The organism is Bartonella sp. TT67HLJMS, from assembly GCF_042193375.1.
GTDB classification, from domain to species: Bacteria; Pseudomonadota; Alphaproteobacteria; order Rhizobiales; family Rhizobiaceae; genus Bartonella; species Bartonella grahamii.
In genome coordinates this window covers 63289-77854 of record NZ_JBHILP010000003.1, presented here as the reverse complement: position 1 = coordinate 77854, position 14566 = coordinate 63289, and the positions used below count along the sequence as shown (strand labels likewise).

Annotated in this window: 15 protein-coding genes; 10 read left to right on the top strand and 5 right to left on the bottom strand. The window is 38.1% G+C overall.

Annotated features, from left to right (window positions below):
* Positions 1-66 precede the first annotated feature (66 nt).
* Positions 67-642: a cold-shock protein gene (locus ACFIJQ_RS02585; protein WP_015856414.1), complete on the bottom strand. Its 576-nt coding sequence runs from the start codon at positions 640-642 to the stop codon at positions 67-69.
* Positions 643-966: 324 nt separating this feature from the next.
* Here ACFIJQ_RS02585 and ACFIJQ_RS02580 point away from each other — a divergent pair, with 324 nt between their 5' ends.
* The 5 genes from ACFIJQ_RS02580 (at position 967) to ACFIJQ_RS02560 (ending at position 5825) form a co-directional block, all read left to right on the top strand.
* Positions 967-2100, top strand: coding sequence for an ABC transporter substrate-binding protein (locus tag ACFIJQ_RS02580; RefSeq protein ID WP_015856415.1), 1134 nt, complete (start codon positions 967-969; stop codon positions 2098-2100).
* A 114-nt stretch (positions 2101-2214) separates the two neighbouring features.
* The gene (locus ACFIJQ_RS02575) at positions 2215-3291 is read left to right on the top strand and encodes a branched-chain amino acid ABC transporter permease (protein WP_273787948.1); all 1077 of its coding nucleotides are present in this window, start codon (positions 2215-2217) and stop codon (positions 3289-3291) included.
* On the top strand, positions 3291-4349 hold the full coding sequence (locus ACFIJQ_RS02570) for a branched-chain amino acid ABC transporter permease (RefSeq protein ID WP_375628383.1): 1059 nt from the start codon (positions 3291-3293) through the stop codon (positions 4347-4349). Before ACFIJQ_RS02575 ends, ACFIJQ_RS02570 begins: the two co-directional genes overlap by 1 nt.
* A complete protein-coding gene (locus ACFIJQ_RS02565) occupies positions 4346-5128 on the top strand; it encodes an ABC transporter ATP-binding protein (protein ID WP_015856418.1) in 783 nt (260 codons plus the stop codon). Before ACFIJQ_RS02570 ends, ACFIJQ_RS02565 begins: the two co-directional genes overlap by 4 nt.
* Positions 5115-5825 (top strand): ABC transporter ATP-binding protein, encoded by a 711-nt coding sequence (locus ACFIJQ_RS02560; protein ID WP_015856419.1) that lies wholly within the window; start codon positions 5115-5117, stop codon positions 5823-5825. The genes ACFIJQ_RS02565 and ACFIJQ_RS02560 overlap by 14 nt, the downstream gene beginning before the upstream one ends.
* A gap of 95 nt (positions 5826-5920) precedes the next feature.
* On the opposite strand, the gene gatA is transcribed toward ACFIJQ_RS02560, so the two are convergent.
* Both gatA and gatC read right to left on the bottom strand, forming a co-directional pair.
* On the bottom strand, positions 5921-7405 hold the full coding sequence (gene gatA, locus ACFIJQ_RS02555) for an Asp-tRNA(Asn)/Glu-tRNA(Gln) amidotransferase subunit GatA (protein ID WP_375628380.1): 1485 nt from the start codon (positions 7403-7405) through the stop codon (positions 5921-5923).
* A 31-nt stretch (positions 7406-7436) separates the two neighbouring features.
* Positions 7437-7724: an Asp-tRNA(Asn)/Glu-tRNA(Gln) amidotransferase subunit GatC gene (gene gatC / locus ACFIJQ_RS02550; protein WP_015856421.1), complete on the bottom strand. Its 288-nt coding sequence runs from the start codon at positions 7722-7724 to the stop codon at positions 7437-7439.
* Positions 7725-7862: 138 nt separating this feature from the next.
* On the opposite strand from gatC, the gene ruvX reads away from it, so the two are divergent.
* Positions 7863-8342 carry a Holliday junction resolvase RuvX gene (gene ruvX / locus ACFIJQ_RS02545; RefSeq protein ID WP_273787945.1) on the top strand — a complete coding sequence of 160 codons (480 nt, stop codon included), beginning with the start codon at positions 7863-7865 and terminating at the stop codon, positions 8340-8342.
* Here the strand turns inward: ruvX and ACFIJQ_RS02540 are convergent.
* Positions 8327-9946 (bottom strand): acyl-CoA dehydrogenase family protein, encoded by a 1620-nt coding sequence (locus ACFIJQ_RS02540; protein WP_273787944.1) that lies wholly within the window; start codon positions 9944-9946, stop codon positions 8327-8329. The two genes, ruvX and ACFIJQ_RS02540, sit on opposite strands and share 16 nt — an antisense overlap.
* A gap of 125 nt (positions 9947-10071) precedes the next feature.
* Between ACFIJQ_RS02540 and ACFIJQ_RS02535 the strand changes: the two genes are divergently transcribed.
* The 4 genes from ACFIJQ_RS02535 to dprA are packed head-to-tail and all read left to right on the top strand — an operon-like array spanning position 10072 to position 14168.
* Complete coding sequence (locus ACFIJQ_RS02535) at positions 10072-11037, top strand: aspartate carbamoyltransferase catalytic subunit (protein ID WP_273787943.1); 966 nt, start codon at positions 10072-10074, stop codon at positions 11035-11037.
* A complete protein-coding gene (locus tag ACFIJQ_RS02530) occupies positions 11034-12335 on the top strand; it encodes a dihydroorotase (protein WP_273787942.1) in 1302 nt (433 codons plus the stop codon). The genes ACFIJQ_RS02535 and ACFIJQ_RS02530 overlap by 4 nt, the downstream gene beginning before the upstream one ends.
* A gap of 11 nt (positions 12336-12346) precedes the next feature.
* Entirely contained in the window at positions 12347-12979 is a 633-nt protein-coding gene (gene plsY, locus ACFIJQ_RS02525) for a glycerol-3-phosphate 1-O-acyltransferase PlsY (RefSeq protein ID WP_375628377.1), read from the top strand.
* Positions 12954-14168, top strand: coding sequence for a DNA-processing protein DprA (gene dprA / locus ACFIJQ_RS02520; protein ID WP_375628375.1), 1215 nt, complete (start codon positions 12954-12956; stop codon positions 14166-14168). Before plsY ends, dprA begins: the two co-directional genes overlap by 26 nt.
* Here the strand turns inward: dprA and ACFIJQ_RS02515 are convergent.
* Positions 14098-14304: a hypothetical protein gene (locus ACFIJQ_RS02515; protein WP_005773510.1), complete on the bottom strand. Its 207-nt coding sequence runs from the start codon at positions 14302-14304 to the stop codon at positions 14098-14100. The two genes, dprA and ACFIJQ_RS02515, sit on opposite strands and share 71 nt — an antisense overlap.
* Positions 14305-14566 lie beyond the last annotated feature (262 nt).

The following is a 14566-nucleotide window of genomic DNA, read 5'->3' as shown; positions in this document are numbered from 1 at the left end:
CTATAGAAATTTACGAAATAACCACCTTTAAAAACATAGAAGACATACTGTTTTTATTCGTGAAATTTAATGCGTAGCTAAAGGAATGCCTATATCCGGATAAATCTCTGCTGTCATTAAACCTTTTTCTCCTTTACCAAAACGTACAAGAACAACTTGGCCGGAACGAAGCTCTGCTAAACCAAAACGACGCAACGTTTCCATATGAATAAAAATATCTTCTGTTCCTTGCCCACGGCTAAGAAAACCGTATCCTTTGTCACGATTAAACCATTTAACAATTGCACGTTCTAGTCCACTTTCTGGAGTAACAACAACATGGGTACGGGCTGGAACTTCTGATGGATGAATTGCTGAAGAACAGTCTATGGATTTCACCTGAACGCACTTTAATCCTCTTTCAGTTTTTTCCACAGCACAAATAACTTTTGCTCCCTCCAAAGCTGTTTGAAAACCATCCCTTCGCATTACCGTAACATGCAATAATATATCGGGGAAATGAGGTAAATCAGGTACAATAAATCCATACCCCTTACTACCATCAAACCACTTAATGACACCACTGATTTCGATAATCTCCCCACAAGCACCTATACTATCTTCAGATAGGGGACAATCTTTTAATGCATCCTTACTCGTCATAATAACGTGATCCTGTAGCTTATAAATTGTACGATATTGATTCTCTAGGTTTAAGTAAACATTGCTCTTGTATCAACACGCAAGCCCCAAGATAAGATTTCCCCATATTGTCGTATCTTCTATGTTAATGTCAGAGAATATCAACATGAATATTTATAAAACTATTTGATTGTAAGCTTTACATATCTTACAAGGAGTGCCCTACAAAAGAGGTTATATGAAAGGTTTTTTTACATAATGATATTTTCATAAATGTGTAACTTGCATGATGAAGAAGTTCAATATAAGGTGAAAAAACAACAATTCAATTAAGGAAAATGCGCAATGCAATTGAAAAAAATCCTTACGACAATCACAGCATTCATGGCATTTACAGCAAATGTTTATGCAAGTGAACCTATCAAAATTGGTGTTTATCTTCCATTAAGTGGTCAAAATGCATTCGGAGGTCAGCTTGAAATTAGAGGTATAGAATTAGCCCATAAAAAAATTCCAGAAATTTTAGGACGTAAAGTGGAACTTGTTATTATTGATAATAAGTCTGATAAAGTAGAAGCGGCTAATGCTGTTATGCGTTTAACAGCAAGTGAAAAAGTAAGTGGAATCATTGGTAGCTATGGTTCCTCACTTTCGTTGGCAGGTGGTGAAATATCTGAAAAAGCAAAGACTCCAACCATTGCCACTTCCTCAACGAGTCCTCTTGTTACACAGGGTAAAAAATATTATTTCCGCGCTTGTTTTATTGATTCCTATCAAGGGGTGGGAATCGCGACTTATATAAGTCAAACTTTACACGCAAAAAAAGCAGCTATCCTCAAAGATATTTCAAACGATTATGCCATTGGTCTTGCAAGCTACTTTATGCGTGCTTTCAAAAAATTAGGTGGTGAAGTTGTCTCAAATTTAAACTATAATTCCGGAGATCAGGATTTTTCAGCTGTTCTTACGCAAATTATCGCGCAAAAACCTGACATCTTATTCATTCCATCTTACTTTTCTGAGGGTGCTATCATTATGAAACAAGCACGAGAATTAGGAGCAAAGTTTCAAATTATGGGTGGAGATGCTATGGATAATCCAGAAACCATTGCGATTGCAGGAAAAGCTTCAGAAGGTTTCTTACATACGACACTTCCCTATAGTGAGGATATGCCAAATATGTCAGTAGCTGCGCAAGAATTCACAGCAGAATGGAAAAAAGAGTATCCTGACAAAGAGCCGAATATAAATTCTGTTTTGGGATATACGAGTTATATGATGTTCATGAAGGCTATTGAAAATGCTGGTAGCGCTGATCGTGAAAAAATTACTATCGCCCTTAGCAAATTAAAAGATTTTCAAACCCCCTTCGGTGATATGTCAATGGATGAAAATCATAACCCTAAGATTCCTATTGGTATCATTAAAATACAGGATGGAAAACGTGTTTATTTAGAAGAGGTTAAACCTGCTTTTTAATTAAAAAGTTTTACTTATTAAAATGCAAGAATTGGTTGAGGATCTTTTTCTCAACCAAAAACTTAGAAATTTCTTGTTATCCTATGTAAATTAACAAATGTGGAAGGATGAGAGATGAGCACTGAAATGTTCATCCAGTATTTTTTTAATGCACTGGCATTGGGATCTCTTTATGGGCTTATCGCTATTGGTTACACCATGGTCTACGGTATACTGAGACTCATTAATTTTGCTCACGGTGATATCTTCATGCTGGGAGCATATTTTGTTTTCTTTTCCACAATTAGCTTTATGCCTGCTTGGGCAGCACTTCTTCTTTTGTTTCTCGCGGCTCTTATTTATTATTCGGTCTTTATAGGGTTTAAAAGGCGCCCTTCAATTTATTGGATTGCTGTTTTTTTAATCCTTGCGTTAGGTTTTGTTTATTATTTTAAAATTTCTCCACAAGATTTCACCCCAATTTGGGTTTTAGCTCTTTGTTTTTCCATTTTTATTACAAGTGCAGTGGGTATTATTGTTGATCAACTTGCCTATAAACCTCTGCGCCATGCTCCGCGTATCTCGGCACTTATCGGTGCAATTGGTGTTTCTTTTTTTATTGAAAATCTTTCTACTGTACTCTTTAGTGGTGTTCCGAAAGGTGTAAAACAACCAGATTTTCTTGTAACACCATTTTTATGGCATTTAGGATCAGGAGCAGATGGTATCATTAGAATTGCTCCCATGTCTCTGATCGTTCCCGTTGTGTCATTGATTCTTATTGTTTTACTGTTATGGATTATCCATAAAACAAAACCGGGTCTTGCTATGCGTGCAATCTCCCATGATATTGAAACGACGCGTTTGATGGGTGTGTCTGTCAATAAAGTTATTGCATTTACATTTGGAATAGGCTCAGCTCTTGCCGCTATAGCAGGTATTATGTGGTCTTTACGTTATCCTCAAATTCAGCCTTATATGGGCGTTCTTCCTGGTCTCAAAGCATTTATCGCTGCTGTTATCGGAGGTATTGGTTCGATACCAGGAGCAATGTTGGGAGGATTGTTATTAGGGTTTATTGAAATTATGATTATCGCATTTTTCCCCGCGCTATCTGGATATCGAGATGCCTTCGCTTTCATTTTATTGATTCTGATTTTATTGATATTGCCCACAGGATTAATGGGTAAAAAAAGTCAGGAGAAAATCTAATGACAAAGTCAGTGACAACTGTTTTATCTTGTATAAGTGTTTTAGTTCTCATAGGTTTTTTATTTTATGCTGATAGCCATTTTAATGACTATACGCTTCGTATCATAAATCTGATTGCTATTAATGCGATATTAGCAATTTCGCTTAATTTGATTTACGGTTTCACAGGTATGTTTTCTCTTGGACATGCTGGATTTATGGCTATTGGTGCTTATGTTTGCGCAATTTTACTTCTTTCCCCTGAACAAAAAGAAATGATGTGGATTCTGGAGCCTATCGCTGAACCATTGTATCATCTGCAATTACCTTTTTTTGTCGCTGTTGTTATAAGTGGTATATGTGCTGCAGTTGTAGGTTTATTGATTGCTTTGCCAATATTACGTCTTGGTGGTGATTATCTTGGAATTGCAACATTGGGTTTTGCAGAAATTATTCGCATTGTCATTACGAACGCAACATCGCTTACAAATGGCTCTTTAGGTATCAAGGGAATACCTCAAAATGCAACATTATGGTGGAACTATGGTTGGTTAGCATTTACTGTTCTCTTTATTGTCCTTTTACTACAAAGCAATACTGGTAACGTATTACGTGCCATTCGTGATGATGAAATTGCTGCGAAAACTATGGGAATTAACGCTTTTTTCTACCGTAGTTTTTCTTTTACTGTTGGAGCGTTTTTTGCAGGTATAGGTGGAGCATTAATGGCTGCTCTTATTTCAACCATTGATCCAAAAATGTTTAATTTTCTTCTAACTTTTAATATTTTGATGATTGTAGTTGCTGGTGGTCTCGGCTCAATTACAGGAAGCATTATTGGCAGCATTATTATTACAGTTATGCTTGAATGGCTTCGTATTATTGAAAGTCCATTTGACTTAGGTTTCATACATATTCCAGAAACACCAGGGCTTCGTATGGTTGTTTTTTCTCTTTTATTGCTGGTAATTATCTTGTTTTGGAGAAAAGGGTTGATGGGACAACGAGAATTCTCATGGAATGGAATTTATAGCTTTTTGACACGCAAAAAGCTTTCTAATACTGAGGGAAAGCTATGAACGACACCATCCTTTCACTCAATAATATTGTAATGCGTTTTGGCGGATTAGTTGCTGTAAATAATATTAATATGGCAATTAAACGAGGAAGTATTACTGGATTAATTGGTCCCAATGGCGCTGGAAAAACAACAGTTTTCAATATGATTTCTGGATTTTATGCTCCTACAAGCGGCGTCATTCTTTTTGATGAGCAAAAAATTTCTGGAGCGCCTCCTTATATTATCTGTAGACGCCATATTGCCAGAACATTTCAAAATATTCGTCTTTTCTCAGGGTTAACGGTTTTGCAGAATGTTATGGTAGGAGCGCATGTTCGACAAAAATATCCTTGGTTTTCTTCAGCTCTATTTTTTTCAAAAGCAATGAAAGAAAAGAAGGAAGTTTATAAAAATTCCTTGGAGCTCCTTGAGCAGCTACAGCTTGATCACCTTGCCAATCAATCGGCAACAGCTTTACCTTATGGTGTGCAACGACGTCTAGAAATTGCACGCGCGTTAGCCACAAAGCCCAAATTGCTTCTTCTTGATGAACCTGTTGCTGGCATGAATCCACAAGAAAGTGAAGATCTTAGAAAATTCATAGCAAAAGTGCAAAAAGACTTTGATCTTACAATTCTTCTTATTGAGCACGATATGAAAGTGGTTATGGGACTTTGCCAACATATTTTGGTTATGGAATATGGCTGTTGCATTGCCAATGGTACACCAGATGAAATTCGTAATAACCCTAAAGTTATTGAAGCTTATCTTGGCGGAGATGTTTATGGATATTCTTAAAATAAAAAATCTTTACGTTCATTATGGCGCCATTAAAGCTGTCCAAAATCTTTCTATGTCCATAAAAAAGGGAAGTATTGTCACTTTAATTGGAGCTAATGGTGCAGGAAAAAGCAGTATTGTACGTTCTATTACAGGACTTAATCGCTCTGTTTATGGAAAAATTACCTATAATGGCAAATCTATTATTAAAAAATCACCAGAAGAGATTTTGCGATTAGGTATTGCTCTAAGTCCTGAAGGACGCCGTATCATGCCCCATCTCACTGTTTTAGAGAATCTTCATCTAGGCGCTTATATTCGTCATGATAAGCAGGGAATTTCCCGTGATATTGAATGGATATTTGATCTTTTTCCGCGTCTACGTGAAAGAGCAAAACAGTTAGGAGGAACAATGTCAGGTGGTGAACAACAGATGGTTGCTGTGGGTCGTGCACTCATGAGCAATCCTGATATGGTCATATTAGATGAACCATCGTTGGGGTTGGCACCGCTTCTCGTTCGAGAAATTTTTTCGATTATTAGAAAAATTAATGAGATGGGAAAAACTGTTCTTCTTATTGAACAAAATGCATTTGCTGCGCTTTCTATAGCTGACTATGCTTATATTTTAGAGGTAGGACATATTTTATTTCACGGTGAAGGTAAAACTATGCTCTCTGATTCGCGTGTTAAAGAAGCCTATCTTGGTGGATAAAGACTACGAATTGAGGAAATAGAGTTCATCCCTCCACCTTTTAAAAAAGCATTTCTCATCCTCAATGAGAAATGCTCCTTTGTGAAGTTTGATTATTACATCCACCATTTTTCTGCACTGAATATCCCTGCTTCTTTTTCAATAATGTGCGCTATCTGAAAAATGACTTCCTCAGCAAAAGGTTTACCAATCAATTGCAATCCTAAAGGCAAACCATTTGATGACAGACCTGCAGGAACAGAGATTCCTGGTAAACCAGCCATATTAACGGGTACCGTAAAAATGTCATTAAGATACATTGCTACAGCATCATTTTTTATTTTTTCATCAGCAATACCAAAGGCAGGTGTTAGTGTTGCTGGTGTTAGAATAGCATCAATGCCTGAAGCAAAACATTGATCAAAATCACGTTTTACGAGTGTTCTTACTTTTTGAGCTCTTAGATAACAGGCATCATAATAACCAGATGAAAGAACATAAGTCCCAACCAAAATACGTCGCTTGACTTCATCACCAAAACCAACAGAGCGCGTGTTTTCATACATCTCAATGATGTCTTTTCCAGGCACGCGTAGACCAAAACGCACACCATCATAACGTGCTAAATTAGAAGAGGCTTCTGCAGGAGCTATAATATAATAAGAAGGTAGAGCATATTTTGTATGGGGCAAAGAAATGTTCTTAATCTCAGTTCCTGCTTCCTTTAACCAACTTATGCCTTTTTGCCAAAGCTCAATAATTTCTGGAGACATTCCATCCATATGATATTCTTTTGGAATACCAATTTTCATTCCTTTAATTGATTGACCAAGATAACTTTCATAATCAGGAATTGGTAAATTCACGGAAGTAGAATCTTTTTCATCAAAAGAGGCCATTGATCTTAGTAAGATAGCACAATCACGAACATCTCTGGCAACAGGTCCAGCTTGATCAAGGGATGAAGCAAATGCAACAACGCCCCACCGTGAACAACGTCCATAAGTTGGCTTTATTCCTACAGTTCCAGTAAAAGCTGCTGGTTGACGTATTGAGCCACCTGTATCGGTTGCAGTTGCACCGGCACAAATTTGTGCAGCAACAGCGGCAGCAGATCCTCCCGAAGAACCACCGGGTACGAGTTTTTCATTCGAGTCTTTTTTTCTCCACGGATTAATAACGGGACCATAATATGATGTTTCATTGGATGAGCCCATAGCAAACTCATCCATATTAAGTTTTCCTAACATTACAGCACCGTCTTGCCATAAATTAGCCGTGACAGTTGATTCATAATGCGGTTTAAAACCATCAAGGATATGTGAACAGGCTTGAGTATGAACACCATAGGTTGCAAAAAGATCTTTAATCCCCAAAGGAATTCCTTCTAAAAGCCCTCCCTGCCCTCTCGCTAAGCGACTATCTGATTCAGCAGCCATTTTCATTGCCTGTTCTGCTGTTATTGTTACATAAGCATTCAAAATTGGATTAGCTGATTCTATTGCTTGTAAATAAGCTTCCGTTAATTCTGTTGCTTTGAGATTTTTCTTTGTTAGAGAATCACGAGCTTGCGCAATTGTGAGGGTTGTTAAATCGGTCATATTGGTTCTCAAATTTCAAAAATATAAAAAGTTACTCAACAATTTTTGAGACAAGAAAAAAATTTTCTTCTGTAACAGGGGCATTGGCTACAATATCTGCTGCTTTATCGCCATCTGTAACACTATCTTCACGCATTCGTAGAGTCATCGGCATCACAGATGTTAATGGCTCAACTCCACTGACATCAACTTCATTCAATTGCTCTACAAAACCTAAAATAGCATTGAATTTTTTTGTCACAGGTTCTATCTCATCATCGTGGATAGCAATCCGCGCTAAATGTGCGACCCGCTTGACGGTCTCTTGATCAACAGACATACTACTTACGCCTTTCTGTTTTTATTAATCTTTATTCTGGCTATACAAGGCTGAGCTTGCAAGCGCAAGAATATTAGATAACATGAATGAAGAATATAACCATTAGATCTGAAACATTAAAAAACGCATTATACCCTTATGACCGTTATCAATATAAATGAAGTTATGACACATCTTTTGCCTGGACAAACAATAGCAGGCTTAGATTTAGGGACAAAAACTATCGGAATTGCGATTTCTGATATGGGGCTGACTGTCTCAAATCCGCGTCCTGTACTACAGCGAAAAAAATTTACAGAAGATGCTTACACACTTGTTAAAATTTTTGACCGTGAAAATGTAGGCGTTATTATCATTGGCTTACCCCTTAACATGAATGGGAGCAGCGGCTCTCGTGTTCAAGCGACCAGAGCTTTTGTGAGCAATATGAAAGCTTATACAAAAATTCCATTTGTTTTTTGGGACGAACGTTTGTCAACAATTGCTGCAGAGCGTTCTCTTCTAGAAATGAATGTATCGCGCGCTAAAAGAGCAAGCCGAATTGATTCGGCAGCCGCTGCTTTTATATTGCAAGGTGCTCTCAATAGAATTCAAAACTTTCATCATATGGAAGGATAGAGGACATTGAGCAAATGCCCTGCATTATATCGTGCAATGAGCATCCCGTAGGAAGATCTCCATTGTCCCCCAAGACGGCTTTCCATATAGGCATTTGCAACATGTTCTATGTCTGTAGAACGTAATGCTGCTGCTGCTGCTGCATAGGCTACCTGTTCAACAAAAAACCTTCCTGCACCTTCATTTGCTGATGCCATATCACCTGCTGACTTAATAATTTCAATTGCTCGTGGTCCCGCTGGTCCAATATCAAGAGCAATTTTTTCTAACAATTTCTGAAACAGTCCCGGTGCTTTTTCAGCAATAAGAATGGCATCCTTTACCAATTGATTAGCAGAACTATTTCTCACAATTCGTGCAGGCCCATTATGCAACATTTGTGATAATGGATTATTCTCTATAAAACTTTCAATACCAAGTTGTGCAATAATTTCGCCAATAATAGGCACAACCAATTGACTTACGTGATAAGCAATAATAGGTGTCATAATGCGGGCAAAAGCCGCTTCAGAACGGTCATTTGCTGCATTGTCAAATGCTCTCGCTAAACGCAAAACCAATGCTTGTGAAGCAGCTATATCTAATGCAATATCTGCAAAAATACGTTCTGTCAGTGGTGGTAAAGGTTGATTGGGCATTTTTTTCCGGAAAAAATCTATGCCAAATTGAAGAGCCGCTCGCAAAACACCTGCCGATATGACTGATTGATCGAAACGCATCATCGTCTCGATATCTTTAATAACTTTAAGCCCTTCTCCAGCATTTCCCAAAAGCCAACCATAACTGCCTTGGAAATCAACAACCCCCTCTGGTGTTAAAAGTTCTCCAGAACGCTGAATTAAATGACGAATCGATATAAATCCATTTAATGCGCCATTTTCTTGTATGCGTGGAATAAAAAAACAACTTAAATGACCATTTAAATCTGCACTAACAAGATATCCGTCAGCAGTAGGATTAATAACATTGGTTTTTACAACATTTAAACGATATAGATCACGTTCCATACTTTCATCGAAAGAAATCTTCTTAACGCTTGGAAAATTAAAAGCGTATTTTTCAATATCATCAAATGCACAAGTTAGAGAAGCAGCCTTTTTATGATGAATAGGCTTTGATGAGGAATCATATTGGCGTGATAAAAGTACATTTTGCCATTTTTTGAAAAGCTCAATATCACTAATTAAAACAGCAATAGCTGCACTCGTTATGATAACTTCATTCAAATGTCCTGTTTCTAAACCAGCAGATAAAGCTAAACGAATCGCACGCGCTTGATAGCGTACTCCATTTTCTGAGCTCGTATTTTCCCAAAGTGAGGTAACCAAACCAGCTTGTCTAGAATATTGTTGAAGAGCTTGATAGGAAGAATGAATCTCTAATTTTTCCGTCGGTTGCCCCCATTCATCATTATAACACAATAAAGGCTTATAATGATTCGCCAAGCAAGAGAGTTTCCATGCTTCTCGACTCGCTGCAAAATCTCCTATTTCTTCAAAACTTGCTAACAAAAACTTAGGCAAAGTAGAGGCAATACGAAACATAAGCGTATCGCTAAGAAATGTATTTTTTCGACGATTATTTTGCGCAGATACAGCACTCATAGGTATATTCCTACATTCAAACCATTCATATCATAGACTATTTGTCTTTTTAGAGTTAAGAAACATTTATCATATTCAAACAAATGCTTGTTTAACCTGTTTAGAGAGAGATAAAGAAGAATGCTATGATTCAAGATAATTTTTTTCCACTTTTCCCTCATCAACATCTTTTAGCTATTAAAGATCTAAGTGTACAAGATCTTAATACATTGCTTGATCGTGCAGAAGCAAATGTTATCCTTTCTAACAAAATTGATAAAATAAAATCTACTTTGCATGGACGGACTCAAATTAATCTCTTTTTTGAAGCCTCTACGCGAACACAATCTTCTTTTGAATTAGCGGGTAAAAGGCTAGGTGCACACGTGATGAGTCTTGCGATCGGCAACTCATCTGTAAAAAAAGGAGAAACATTACTTGATACAGCTACAACTCTCAATGCGATGAAGCCGGATATACTGGTTTTTCGCCATAACAGTGCAGGAGCGGCAGCTTTATTAGCGCAAAAAGTTGATTGTTGTGTCATTAATGCAGGTGATGGTGCTCATGAACATCCAACACAGGCTTTATTAGACGCTCTAACCATTAAAAGAGCAAAAGGTCGTATTGAAGGATTAACTGTTGCGATTTGTGGAGATATCTTACACTCACGTGTTGCCCGTTCCAATATCCTGAGTCTCAATGCTTTGGGTGCTCGTGTTCGTGTTGTTGCTCCCTCAACACTCTTGCCCGCAGAAATCGCTCATATGAGTGTTGAGGTTTTTAACACGATGAAAGAAGGTCTTAAAAATGCTGACGTTATCATGATGTTGCGCTTACAGCATGAACGGATGACAGGTTCTTTTATTCCCTCTACGCATGAATATTTCCATTATTTTGGCTTACATAAAGAAAATTTAGCCTATGCCAAAAATGATTCCATTATTCTGCATCCTGGACCAATAAACCGTGGTGTAGAGATTGCATCTGACATAGCAGATGGACCACAAAGTATGATTCATACACAAGTAGAAATGGGAATTGCAGTGCGTATGGCTGTCATGGAGGCTTTATTAGATTCACGCGCAAAGATCAGTGGAGAAAAAAAATGATAAAACCAATTGTTTTTCAAAATGCTCGTATTATTGATCCTTCGCGCGCAATCGATGAAATTGGTACAGTTATTGTTGAAAATGGACGGATTATAGCCGCTGGAAAAGAAGCTCTGAATCAGGGTTTCCCAGAAGAAGCAGAAATTGTTAACGCACAAAACAAAGCAATTCTCCCTGGCCTTGTTGATGCGCGCGTTTTTGTTGGAGAATTAGGGAATGAACACTGTGAAACAATCGCATCAACAAGTCAATCCGCCGCCGCAGGTGGTATTACTTCTTTCCTCATAATGCCAGATACGCATCCAGTCATTGATAATGTGGCACTTGTTGAATTTATTAGGCATACAGTACAAGAAAAGTCATCGGTCAATATTTATCCCGTTGCTGCGATCACACAAGGCTTCAACGGACAGCAAATAGCGGAATTCGGCTTACTAAAAGATGCAGGTGCTGTTGCCTTTTGTGAAGGAAAAAAAACGCTTCAAAGTTCATCTGTTATGCGACGTGCAATGACTTATGCGCGTGATTTTGATGTTCCATTGATGCATGAAACGCAAGATAAAGATCTTACAGGACAAGGTGTGATGAATGAAGGACTGCTCGCCAGTTGGCTTGGTCTTTCTGGCATCCCCCGCGAAGCAGAAGTTATCCCACTTGAAAGGGATCTGCGATTAGCAGTATTAACGCAAACACGCTATCATGCTGCTCAAATATCAACAGCACTCTCTGCTGATGCACTTCGTTTAGGTAAAAAACGCAGTGAGAAAATTTCAGCGGGTATATCTATTAATCATTTATCTTTCAATGAAAATGACATTGGTGAATATCGCACCTCTTTTCGCTTAATGCCCCCATTGCGTACAGAAGAAGACCGTATAGCAATGATTGAAGCAATAAAGGATGGGACTATAGATGTTATTGTCTCTTCTCATGATCCTCAGAGTAACGATAGAAAACATTTACCATTTAATGACGCAGCGGTTGGCGCTATTGGTATGGAGACTTTATTGAGTGCAGCCTTACGCCTTTACCATGATGAGAGCCTATCTCTTCTACGGATAACTGAACTTTTGTCAACGGCGCCTGCAAAGCTCTTTGGACTCAATGCAGGAACACTGAAGAAAGGTGCTCATGCAGACCTTATTGTGGTTGATCTTGAAGAACCATGGGTTGTTTCGAAAGAGAAGCTCTATTCACGTTCAAAAAATACTCCTTTTGAGAATGCACGTTTTCAAGGACGCGTGCTCCAGACCTTTGTGAAAGGGAAAACCGTTTTTAAACTTGATCAACAAACTTAATGAGATTCTTAATGAATGAAGCAGAAATATTTTTTCAGTCCACTCCATGGTTTATTTTCCTCATATCTTATCTCATTGGCTCGATTCCATTTGGTCTTCTTTTTACGAGATTAGCCAAACTTGGCGATGTGAGAACAATTGGTTCCGGCAATATTGGAGCTACAAATGTTTTACGAACAGGAAATAAAAAACTTGCTGCTCTAACACTTCTTTGTGATATGTTGAAAGGAACTATCGTTGTTTTCGTTATAAAGTTTTTTAGTGATCCGCTAGACAATAGTATCCTTGTTTCTCTAGCAGGTTTTTTTGTTTTCTTAGGACATCTTTTCCCCATATGGCTTAAATTTAAAGGCGGCAAAGGTGTTGCTACCTATCTAGGGGTCTGCTTAGGAATCTATTGGCCTGCAGCAATTATTTTTATTATTGTATGGATAACGATTTTTCTCCTCACACGCTATTCTTCATTATCCGCACTCATTTCTGTTGTTATAACTGCGATATTTGTTTTTTACTTTTCCGATCCTTATTTCTATTTTATGCTGATTGTGATGAGCATATTTGTGTATATAAAGCATTACGCAAATATCGGTAGATTATTAACTGGGGAAGAAAGTAAGATTGGGACTCAAAACGGGGATAAATAAAGGAATCCTGCTCACTGATCGTCAACGTCTAAATTGGTTACGGTTGTTGCGTAGTGAAAATGTTGGAGCAGTGAGTTTTCGCAATCTCATTGATCATTATAAAACAGCAGAGGCTGCTCTGGCAGCGCTACCAGAGCTTAGCAGAAAAGGTGGTGGTTCTGTATCTATTAAAATAGCAAGCTTAGAAGATGCAGAAAAAGAAATACAAAAAGCTAAAAAATTAGGTGTTCGGTTTATCGGTATGGGAGAACCAGATTATCCAGCTTTTCTTAAGGTTACAGAATCCCCTCCGCCGCTTATTGCTATCAAAGGTAATGTTTCAATTTTTCAAAAAACTTCTATTGGAATTATAGGTTCTCGAAATGCTTCAGCTGCGGGAAAAAAGCTTACGGCTCAATTTGCGCGTTTTCTCGGAGAAGCAGACTTTGTAACAATTTCTGGGCTCGCTCGTGGAATTGATAGCGTTGCGCATCAAGCAAGTTTAAAAACAGGAACTGTTGCAGTCATGGCTGGGGGAATTGATCATATCTATCCTCCTGAAAATAAAAAGTTGCATGAAGATATTATCGCCAACGGTGGAGCCATCATCAGCGAAATGCCCATTTCTTGGAAGCCGCGTGCTATCGACTTTCCAAGAAGAAACCGTATTATTGCAGCTCTATCACTTGGTCTCTTGGTTGTAGAGGCAGCCCTGCGCTCAGGGTCCTTAATTACCGCACGTCAAGCAGCTGAAATGGGGCGGTTAATTTTCGCCATTCCCGGCTCACCACTTGATCCAAGATCTGTTGGTACAAACAATCTTATCAAGGACGGTGCTCTACTCACCACACATCCTTCTGACATCATAGAAACACTTACGCCATTAATTTCACCGCTTCCAAATTCGCAACTCAATTTTTTTGAGGAACCATCCTCTTTACAACTTGAAAAGGAGAATTTCAATTTAGCAGATGAAAAAAACAGCAGCCCCTCTTTAGCAGGTGATGATGCAGCACGTGCAGCAGTTCTCTCCGCTCTTTCAACAACGCCAATCGATTTAGACACACTCAGTACCCACACAGGTGTTTCACTTCCAACTCTCTACCTCTTGTTGGTAGAACTCGACCTTGCTGGAAAGCTTATTCGACACTCTGGTGGTTGTGTGTCATTGTCGAATCTTGATCTTCCCCAAGAGCCTCAGCACTATTAATAATGCTTTGCCCTTCTTTGGCAACCATATCCAAAAGCAATGCTAAAAGCGGACTATGCGCCTGACGCGCCATCTGATTCATTTGCTTAGACATGTCTGTAATATATTGGATAACTTTTAAATGATTTATAAACATAATCCTCTATCCTTGAGCATTTCCCCTCCTACCTCTCAATAGACGTTATCTTAGTATTTCGCCGTATGTTTTTGTAATAACAGTGGAAAGTAAATCGTGTAATTCTATATAGGGTGTATTCTAATAATAACAATCATAAGTTGTACAATATTCATGTTTTTTATATGGCTAATATTTTTTTATGTTCTCTTAAGCAATTGTCATTAGCTATTCGCGTAAAAGGCGTTTATAAAAAAGTTTTTTATTTCAATATTTGGGTAAA

Excerpts from the sequence above, each read along its gene's own strand:
- ACFIJQ_RS02585 (WP_015856414.1), bottom strand. The coding sequence starts at position 642 with ATGACGAGTAAGGATGCATTAAAAGATTGTCCCCTATCTGAAGATAGT.
- ACFIJQ_RS02580 (WP_015856415.1), top strand. The coding sequence starts at position 967 with ATGCAATTGAAAAAAATCCTTACGACAATCACAGCATTCATGGCATTT.
- ACFIJQ_RS02575 (WP_273787948.1), top strand. The coding sequence starts at position 2,215 with ATGAGCACTGAAATGTTCATCCAGTATTTTTTTAATGCACTGGCATTG.
- ACFIJQ_RS02570 (WP_375628383.1), top strand. The coding sequence starts at position 3,291 with ATGACAAAGTCAGTGACAACTGTTTTATCTTGTATAAGTGTTTTAGTT.
- ACFIJQ_RS02565 (WP_015856418.1), top strand. The coding sequence starts at position 4,346 with ATGAACGACACCATCCTTTCACTCAATAATATTGTAATGCGTTTTGGC.
- ACFIJQ_RS02560 (WP_015856419.1), top strand. The coding sequence starts at position 5,115 with ATGGATATTCTTAAAATAAAAAATCTTTACGTTCATTATGGCGCCATT.
- gatA (WP_375628380.1), bottom strand. The coding sequence starts at position 7,405 with ATGACCGATTTAACAACCCTCACAATTGCGCAAGCTCGTGATTCTCTA.
- gatC (WP_015856421.1), bottom strand. The coding sequence starts at position 7,724 with ATGTCTGTTGATCAAGAGACCGTCAAGCGGGTCGCACATTTAGCGCGG.
- ruvX (WP_273787945.1), top strand. The coding sequence starts at position 7,863 with ATGACCGTTATCAATATAAATGAAGTTATGACACATCTTTTGCCTGGA.
- ACFIJQ_RS02540 (WP_273787944.1), bottom strand. The coding sequence starts at position 9,946 with ATGAGTGCTGTATCTGCGCAAAATAATCGTCGAAAAAATACATTTCTT.
- ACFIJQ_RS02535 (WP_273787943.1), top strand. The coding sequence starts at position 10,072 with ATGATTCAAGATAATTTTTTTCCACTTTTCCCTCATCAACATCTTTTA.
- ACFIJQ_RS02530 (WP_273787942.1), top strand. The coding sequence starts at position 11,034 with ATGATAAAACCAATTGTTTTTCAAAATGCTCGTATTATTGATCCTTCG.
- plsY (WP_375628377.1), top strand. The coding sequence starts at position 12,347 with ATGAATGAAGCAGAAATATTTTTTCAGTCCACTCCATGGTTTATTTTC.
- ACFIJQ_RS02515 (WP_005773510.1), bottom strand. The coding sequence starts at position 14,304 with ATGTTTATAAATCATTTAAAAGTTATCCAATATATTACAGACATGTCT.